The 8103-nt window shown below is 60.6% G+C and carries 8 protein-coding genes; 4 read left to right on the forward strand and 4 right to left on the reverse strand.

What is annotated here, in order from left to right:
• On the reverse strand, positions 1-1044 hold a 1044-nt coding region (mutL, locus tag MOV63_RS31490; protein ID WP_247039654.1), incomplete at its 3' end, for a DNA mismatch repair endonuclease MutL.
• 361 nt (positions 1045-1405) lie between these two features.
• Between mutL and MOV63_RS31495 the strand changes: the two genes are divergently transcribed.
• Together MOV63_RS31495 and MOV63_RS31500 are read left to right on the forward strand one after the other, a co-directional pair.
• Positions 1406-3073, forward strand: a complete 1668-nt coding sequence (locus tag MOV63_RS31495) for a response regulator (protein ID WP_247039656.1) — start codon at positions 1406-1408, stop codon at positions 3071-3073.
• Positions 3074-3173: 100 nt separating this feature from the next.
• On the forward strand, positions 3174-4529 hold the full coding sequence (locus tag MOV63_RS31500; protein ID WP_038540336.1) for a bifunctional diguanylate cyclase/phosphodiesterase: 1356 nt from the start codon (positions 3174-3176) through the stop codon (positions 4527-4529).
• A gap of 116 nt (positions 4530-4645) precedes the next feature.
• Here MOV63_RS31500 and MOV63_RS31505 read toward each other — a convergent pair whose 3' ends face one another.
• On the reverse strand, positions 4646-5263 hold the full coding sequence (locus tag MOV63_RS31505; RefSeq protein ID WP_038540339.1) for a PRC-barrel domain-containing protein: 618 nt from the start codon (positions 5261-5263) through the stop codon (positions 4646-4648).
• A gap of 192 nt (positions 5264-5455) precedes the next feature.
• A complete protein-coding gene (locus tag MOV63_RS31510; protein ID WP_247039658.1) occupies positions 5456-6337 on the reverse strand; it encodes an SMP-30/gluconolactonase/LRE family protein in 882 nt (293 codons plus the stop codon).
• 412 nt (positions 6338-6749) lie between these two features.
• Between MOV63_RS31510 and MOV63_RS31515 the strand changes: the two genes are divergently transcribed.
• On the forward strand, positions 6750-7481 hold the full coding sequence (locus MOV63_RS31515) for a LuxR family transcriptional regulator (protein WP_247039660.1): 732 nt from the start codon (positions 6750-6752) through the stop codon (positions 7479-7481).
• Here the strand turns inward: MOV63_RS31515 and MOV63_RS31520 are convergent.
• Entirely contained in the window at positions 7474-7638 is a 165-nt protein-coding gene (locus tag MOV63_RS31520; protein WP_247039662.1) for a hypothetical protein, read from the reverse strand. The genes MOV63_RS31515 and MOV63_RS31520 overlap by 8 nt on opposite strands.
• A gap of 217 nt (positions 7639-7855) precedes the next feature.
• Between MOV63_RS31520 and MOV63_RS31525 the strand changes: the two genes are divergently transcribed.
• The coding region (locus MOV63_RS31525) for an iron-sulfur cluster assembly protein (protein WP_247039664.1) at positions 7856-8103 on the forward strand (248 nt) is incomplete at its 3' end.

Here is an 8103-nt window from a genome sequence, read left to right on the forward strand (position 1 = left end):
CTGGAAGCCGGGGCGGAAGGCACGCATCATGCCCGATGTACCGGTCGTCGCCGCCCGGTCGCCCTCGCGATGCAGCGCCTCGCGGATCGCCCCGACGATGAGGCCCCGCACCAGGCCGGGATCGCGGAATCGCACGTCCGACTTCGCCGGATGCACGTTGACGTCCACCAGCGCCGGATCGATCCTGATCGACAGGACCGCCACCGGATAACGGCCGGAGGGCACGCTTTCCGCATAGGCGCCGCGCAGGGCCGACAGGATCAGCTTGTCCTGCACCGGCCGCCCGTTGACGAAGGCATATTGATGCGCCGAGTTCCCACGATGGAAGGTCGGCACGCCGACGAAACCGGAAAGTCCGACATCTTCCCGCATCGCATCGATCTCGATCGCGTTGTCGCGGAAATCGGCGCCGAGGATCTGCGCCATGCGGGAAAGATGGTCGTCGCCGGTCGCCGGGAATTCCAGCGTCGTGCGGTCTGAGCCCGACAGCACGAAGCGGATATGCGGGAAGGCGATCGCCATGCGCTTGACCACTTCGGTGATCGCGCCGGCCTCGGCCTTTTCGGTTTTTAAAAATTTCAGCCGCGCCGGCGTCGCGAAGAAGATGTCGCGCACTTCGACGACCGTGCCGGTATTGGCGGGCGCCGGCTTTACGCCGGACATCTTTCCGCCGACGACTGCCACCTGCGATCCTTCCGAATGACCGTCCCGTCGGCTGGTGATGGTGAGTTTCGCCACCGACCCAATAGAGGGCAGGGCCTCGCCGCGGAAGCCGAGCGTGCGAATGTCGTCGAGCGTCTCGGAAATCTTCGAGGTGCAGTGCCGCCGCACCGCAAGATCGAGATCGGCCGCATCCATGCCGGAACCGTTATCGGTAATGCGGATCAGGCTTTTGCCGCCGCCAGCGGTGGCGATCTCGATGCGGGTCGCGCCGGCATCGATGGCGTTTTCGATCAGTTCCTTGGCGGCGCTGGCGGGCCTTTCGATGACCTCGCCGGCAGCGATCTGGTTGATCAGGGTCTCGGGTAGCTGTTTGACGGACATGCGCCATTTTCCCGGATTCGGCGCCGGAAGGAAAGCCCGGATCGCGCCTTTCCTAACCGATTGAAATGAACTTTAAGGTTGATGCACGGCCGTTCATTAATCCGGCTTTAAGATAAAGGCGATAATTTGTTCCGTATTAAACTTGGATGAAACCGGGGAGGCGCCAGCTTCCCGCGAGTGACCGGGATGGCGGCCAGCTGGGCACCGTCATGCGAGCCCCGATTACCGTTGAGGACTTGGAGCCAGCATGTTCCCACGCCGACAAGACGAAAACTAGAAGGAATAACGCCGAGAGGCGAATATCGGCATTACGGTCCGATTTTTCATTCGGTCCGAAAAAGCATACGGGGAGTTTCATCCTATGAATGATTTGGCGTCGGCGGACGCAAACATTCAAGCTGTCATGCTCGAAGTGATTTCCGAGGGCATTTCGGGCGGCGTATTTGTCTATGACAAGAATGACCTGATCGTCTTTGCGAGCCAGCAATTGCTGACCCTCCTGCCGGTTCCGAAGAGCTTTCTGACGCCCGGCACACGTCTTCGGGATTTCCTCGGGGCCGTCTATGATGGCGGCGGACGCTTCTTGACCGACGCTTCCGGTCCGCGCCGGATGCTGAGCCGTGAGGACTGGGTTGCCGAACAGATCGCCACTCTCTGGAAGGAACGGGCCGAGTCTCAGGAGCGCCGCGGCACCGACCGCTGGGTGAGCTTCACCAAGCGCCGCCTGTCGTCCGGTTACGGCGTCTGCGTCGTCAGGGATATCTCGGATCATAAGAAGCGCGAGGAACAGTGGCGCGCCGACATGGAGCGGGTACAGATCACCGAAGAGGTGCTCGACAACCTGCCGTTTCCGGTCACCGTCAAGGACAGCAACCTGACCTTCGTCGCCGTCAACAAGATGGCCGCAAGTTTCCTCGACCTGCCGCCCGAAGCGATTCTCGGTCGCAAAGGGTCCGATATCCATCCGCCGCAGGTGGAACAACGCCTCGACCGCGTCAATCGCGGGGTTCTCGATCTCGGCGAGCCTCAGCAGATGTCCGAACTGGTAACGCGGCCGGACGGTTCGCAGGTCGTCATCATCGCCAACAAATACCGTATCGGAAAACCCGGCCGTTATTACCTGGTCACCGCCATGGAAGACATTACCGGGCTGGTCGCAACCGAGGACGGGCAGATCACGCCGCGCATGAGCCGGGGCGGATTGATCGCCACCTCGCTGGCCCGGCATGAACGTGACCGGCCGGTGCAGGTCGCGGTTGAGCCCGAAAGGCCCGCTCTCTCCCACCGCAAGGTCCTGGTCGCGTCCTCCGACCCGAGGACGAGCGCCGAGGCGCTGGAAATTCTCGATGACTTGGGGTTCGATACCTCTTCGGTTTCAGACGGCGAGGAACTGGAACTCTTCCTGCAGCTGGCGAAGGAAGCCAGCATCGCGATCGATCTCGTCGTCGTCGACACGCTGGCGGACAAGGCTTGCCTCGAAATCGTCCAGCGACACCGCATTCCCGCCTTGGCGATCAACGGTGTCCGGGTGAAGCGGGATCTGGCCGCCGGCGTCGCTCGCCAGTTCAGCCAGCCTGCCGTAACTGAAGCCGGGCGCGAAGAGGACTGGCAGATTGCCTCGCGAGCCGGCGAAAACGCAGCCATCGACGTCCTGGTCGCCGAAGACAACGGAGTGAACCAGATCGTCTTTTCGCAGATACTCGAGGGCCTGGGTTATCGTTATGCGATCGCAGCCGATGGCGAAGAAGCGGTCAGGCTCTGGCAGGAGCGGTCGCCGCGGCTGATCCTGATGGACATCACCCTTCCAAAGCTCAGCGGCTTCGACGCGAGCGTGCGCATCCGCAATCTGGAGACGATCGACAACTCCATTCCGATCATCGGCGTCCTCCCCCAGGCCTTCGAACGTGACCGCGACCAGTGTTTCGCCTCGGGAATGAACGAGGTGATCCTCAAACCGATCAGCCCCGAGGCGCTGGAAGCTGTCTTCCAGACGTATCTCGGCATACCCGCAAAGCATTCGTATGCTTAACCGATTAATCAATCCGTTCATGTAAGTTAAGCCCGGGCCATCATTTTTTAATCTTTTTCCCGCATCCTTCGCCGGTCTGTGAAGCGCAACGGGATAATTCATGAAGTCGGCGGGAAACCCATTGCCGCAGGTCAGCCAGAATGAACTTCAGGCTATGGCCTACAGCGACGCCCTGACGGGGCTGGGAAATAGATATCGTTTGCGCGACAAGGTGCGCCTGCTGGCCGCCGAGCGGGCCCAGGATCCCGCACCCTTTACCATCTGCATTGCCAATCTCGACGGCTTCAAGCCGATCAACGATCTGTTCGGCGCCGAAGCGGGCGACGAGATCCTCTGCCAGGTCGCCCATCGGCTGAAAGCCTGCATTCCGGACGGCGCGACCGTGACCCGCCATGATGGCGACGAGTTCGCCTTCATCCTGCCTCTGGTCTTCGAGCGCATCGGCGCCGAGCGTATCGGCCAGATGATCAAGGACGTCCTGTCCGCGCCCTACGATCTCGGCGACCGCAACGTTCGCCTTTCGGCCTCCTTCGGCTTTGCGATTTATCCCTTTGCCGGCGAGGATTTCGAGGAACTGCTGAAAAGCGCCGAAACCGCGCTTTACCGCTCCAAACGCCGCGGCCGCGGGCAGATCACTGTCTATTCCCGCGAGATCGCCCAGGAAATGAAGCGGGCAACACAGCTGGAGCAGGCGCTTCGCAACGCCATCATCGCCGATGCCGTGGACGTCCACTTTCAGCCGATCGTGCGCATCAGCGATGGCGGTGTGGTCGGTTTCGAGGCGCTCGCCCGCTGGATCGACGCCGATCTCGGCTTCGTCTCACCTGCGGTTTTTGTGCCCCTTGCCGAAGAGCGCGGTTTTATTGACGCACTTTCTGAAACGTTACTGCGTAAGGCTGCGGAGGCAGCACTCTCCTGGCCGCGCGAGCTTTTCCTCTCCTTCAATCTCTCTTCAGCACAGCTGATGGATCCCGGCACGACCGAGACCATCCTCGCGACGCTCGCACGCGTCGGGCTTGATCCCTATCGTCTGGAGCTGGAGATTACCGAAACAGCGGTGATGACATCCGCCGATACGGCGCAGCGCATCATCACCGACCTGCGCCAGCAGGGCGTACGTATCTCGCTCGACGATTTCGGCACGGGCCAGTCGAGCCTCGGGCGGCTGCGGGACTTCACCTTCGACAAGGTGAAGATCGACCGCGCGTTCGTTTCGCGCATCACCACGGACCGGGCGTCGGAGCATATCGTCAAGGCGATCATCGCCATGTGTGACGGCCTTAACCTAGCCGTGGTAGCGGAAGGCATCGAGGAAAAGGCCGACGCGGACAAGCTCAACGAACTCGGCTGCGCGATGGGGCAGGGCTACTATTACGGCAGGCCCGCCGACAGCGCCGCCACCCTGCGCTATCTCCAGGAACACTACCGCGATTTTATGACCATCGAACGGGCTTAACCCCCGAGATTTGGCTTTCGCGATCTGCGCCTGCAAAGAAGGGCGGCACCTGCGGTACCGCCCCGTTTCGTGGTGACGACGTGTCACCCGTTCCGGACCCTTAACCGACCGAGCGGTTACTTGCTCGGGGCAGCCGGGGTCGTCGACGGGTTGGTGGCGCCGCCTGCAGGCATCGAGGTGCCGGTGGAGGACGTGGTCGTCCGGTCGGTTTCCGCCTGCTTGTCTGCCAGGGTCTTGAATTCCGGAGCAGCCTGAAGAGCTTCTGCCGTTTCCGTCGTGGTCAGGCGCATCTCGTTGTTGTTGTTCACATCACGCGTCATGGTGATCTTGTTCATCGGCAGCCCGACTTCCTTTTCGCCGATGCCGAGGAAGCCGCCGACGCCGATCACGGCTGCAACGATGCCGCCGTTTTCTTCGAGAATGAGGTCGTTAACGTCGCCGATGCTCTTGTTTTGTGCGTTATAGACCGACTTGCCGATATAGTCGTTGGCGCTGATCTGGTTTTCGGCCTGTTCGGTCAGATAGCCGCCGGACGCGCTCGCCGTGTCGGTGCCAGTCTTCGGAGCTGGCGTCGCCGCGCTGCCAGCCGGTTTTGCAGCCGGAGCCGTCGGAGCGGCAGGAGCTGCCGGAGCCGGGGAGGCCGGCGGCGGAGGCTGGGTCTGCGCAAGCGCCGGTGCAATGGCGGTGGACGCCAAAAGAACTGCGGCTGCCATCATGCTGAGGGTCTTCTTCATAACGAACCTACCTTCCTCTGCTCAATTTATCTCTTCGAACACACGGCGCTGGGTTGCGGAGTTCTCCGCCGCGCCAGTTCGAGAGGAAAATGTTATGAAAGGCGATTAGTTCCGGGCAAGATTGCCGAAATTTTAGGCGATTAAGCGGGAACTTTTTTGCGTTTTGCTAGTTTGGTATGCCCTCTGCATTCTTTATAGGCGATAGACGGGCTCTGGATCGCATTCGATCGAGACCGCGATCTCGAAGAGCGAGCCGGCGAGGGGGTCCGCGGCGCGGGCAGCCTCGTCCAGTCCCTCCCAGGCGGACGTCACGGCCAGCCGATCCTTGCCGATGAAGACCGGGCAGGTGGTGCGCCGGGCCGGCACCAGGTAACGCGACAGATGCCGGCCGTCGGCCGAATAATGATCCAGGGCCCCCTGGCCCCATCGGGCGTTCCAGAGGGTTCCGTCGCTGGCGCAGATCGAGCCGTCGATGCCGCCCGGCTTGCCGTTCTCGTCGACCAGAACTTCGGCCTTGCCATTTGGCAGGCCTGTTGCGGGGTCGAGGGATATCCGCATCAGCCGGTTGGCGCGGGTATCGGCATAATAACCGATCGCGCCGTCAGGCGAAAAGCAGATCGAATTGGGGATGCTGATGTGGTCGACGAGTTTCGTCACCTCGCCCTGCCGGACATGGTAGATCGCGCCGACGCCGTCCTCGCCCTTCCGGCCCATCGTTCCGATCCAGAAGCTGCCGGAAGGGTGCACCCTTCCGTCGTTCGAGCGGTTGCCCGGCTTTTCCGGCTCCAGTTCGCGATAGGGAGAAAGCTCGCCAGTGGCGCGGTCGCGGATGAAAAGCCCCTTGTCGCTGGCGATCAGCTGTCGGGCGGCATCGATCGACGCAAGCGCGCTGCCCATCACCGGCAATGCATGAACGATCTCCCGCCCGGTCGGCAGATGCAATTCATGCAGTCCCTTGCCGAGAATGTCGAACCACCAGAGCGTTTGCGTCTCCGATTCGAAGGACGGGCCTTCTCCAAGTTCGCACAGGGAGGAGGAAAGGACACGGCCTTCGAAAGTGTATGTGGTCACCACGTGAAATCTCCAATTGCATGCCGAGGTGATCAATTAGTATCATCGACGCGAGAGAGTCGGCAAACGCCCTGCATAAGTGATTTGATCCCCAATAAATATCTCCTGACAAGCATCTGGAGGCATGCAAGGGTTTGCAAATGCGAGCAGATGTCATCATTATCCGAAGTTGAGGACGTATGTCATCATTATCCGGAATTAATAATAGCCACGAATTCAGCAGCAAATTGAAATTTGAAATGGCAGTCCTCCGCCACGCGGACACGTTCAGCGGGATATGTCCGGGCAAATCCGGAGAGCCTCTTGTGTTCCAAGCGTCTGAGACGGGAACTGCGAATACGAAAGGCCGATTGGGCGGATGTATGGGAAATACCACGGATCGTTCGACGCCACCGGGCGAGCAGAGAAGCAAGTGATGGCCAATACCGAGAAAGCAGAAGTCCCTCGGGTCTCTGACGGAAACGTCGAAGAAATCGCCGATCTCAAGACCCAGTTCGACGTCTTCCGGTTCATGAAGCGGATGGCGGAGTACTACGGTTGCCGCGCGTTCATGGTTCTCAATCTGCCCCACGCCACGTCGCTGGAACTGTCCAACAATACGGTGATCACCAACTGGCCGGCGGAATTGATGTCCCTTTTCGATCGGGAAGGCATGATGCAGACGAGCCCCGTGCTCCGGCGGCTGCGCACCTCCACTATCCCGTTCACCTTCGATCTGGACACGGTGCCACCCGAGCGCCAAGGACCGGCCATCCGCGGCATTTTTGGAAAATTCGGTGTCGTTCGGGGGGCTTATTTTCCGGTTCATGACATGTCCGGCAGCCGTGGCGCCGTTTCCTTCGCAGGCGACGGCCTGACATTCACGCACCAGCAGATGATGGAGCTGATGTATATCTCCATCCATGTCTTCGAGCGGCTGGCGGAAATCCGCAACCTGGATGTGCGCCCGACCGATACGCTGACTGACCGTGAGATCGACTGCCTCAACTGGACCGCTGCCGGCAAGACAAGCGCCGAGATCGCCGAAATTCTCGGCCTGTCGGAACATACGGTCAATCATTACCTCAATCGCGCGGCAAAGAAGCTCGACACGGTCAACCGCACCCAGGCGGTCGCCAAGGCGTTGAGAATCGGTTTGATCAAATAACTAAAACGGATGCTGCGGTGCACAAAATTTCATCGCTGCTCAAGCCGTGATCGGCGCCGAACACGGCTTCCGCCAAGGAATATTGCGACGCAGCAGGCGTTTTGGCCGGAAGTGGCTGAAAAAGCTCATCAATAGGAAGTATCTTCCCGTCTGGCATGTTTCGTGCTTCTGTAGCGTCAGGTCCAGAGGGGACTGCAAGCGCCCCAAGAGGCGTGACAAGAAAAGCTGCCGTTCGATCAGTGCGCCACATGGCTGCCGATCGAACGGCGGTTTATCTTGCTTGCTCCCGGCAATGCCCAACTCCTATATATCTGCGAACGCGGCATCCCGTCTTGAGGGAGGGGACCGTATAGGCATTCGGGAGTTTTGACATCATGGCTGAAGTGACGAAAGAGGAAGTTCTGGCGGTTCTTGCGAAAGTGCGCGGACCGGACCTCGAAGGCGATATCGTCTCGCGCGGCATGGTCTCGGACGTCTTTATCTCTGACAGCAAGGTTTACTTCTCGATCACCGTGCCGGCGGCGCGGGCGAATGAGCTGGAACCGCTGCGCATGGCGGCCGAGCGCACGGTCAAGGCGATGCCGGGCGTAAAGGGCGCCCTGGTGACGTTGACGGCGGACCG

The organism is Neorhizobium sp. SHOUNA12A (assembly GCF_023006505.1).
GTDB lineage: Bacteria > Pseudomonadota > Alphaproteobacteria > Rhizobiales > Rhizobiaceae > Neorhizobium.

Bases quoted from the DNA above. Each gene is read 5' to 3' on its own strand.
- MOV63_RS31495 (WP_247039656.1), top strand. From the start codon at position 1,406: ATGAATGATTTGGCGTCGGCGGACGCAAACATTCAAGCTGTCATGCTC.
- MOV63_RS31500 (WP_038540336.1), top strand. From the start codon at position 3,174: ATGAAGTCGGCGGGAAACCCATTGCCGCAGGTCAGCCAGAATGAACTT.
- MOV63_RS31505 (WP_038540339.1), bottom strand. From the start codon at position 5,263: ATGAAGAAGACCCTCAGCATGATGGCAGCCGCAGTTCTTTTGGCGTCC.
- MOV63_RS31515 (WP_247039660.1), top strand. From the start codon at position 6,750: ATGGCCAATACCGAGAAAGCAGAAGTCCCTCGGGTCTCTGACGGAAAC.
- MOV63_RS31520 (WP_247039662.1), bottom strand. From the start codon at position 7,638: ATGCCAGACGGGAAGATACTTCCTATTGATGAGCTTTTTCAGCCACTT.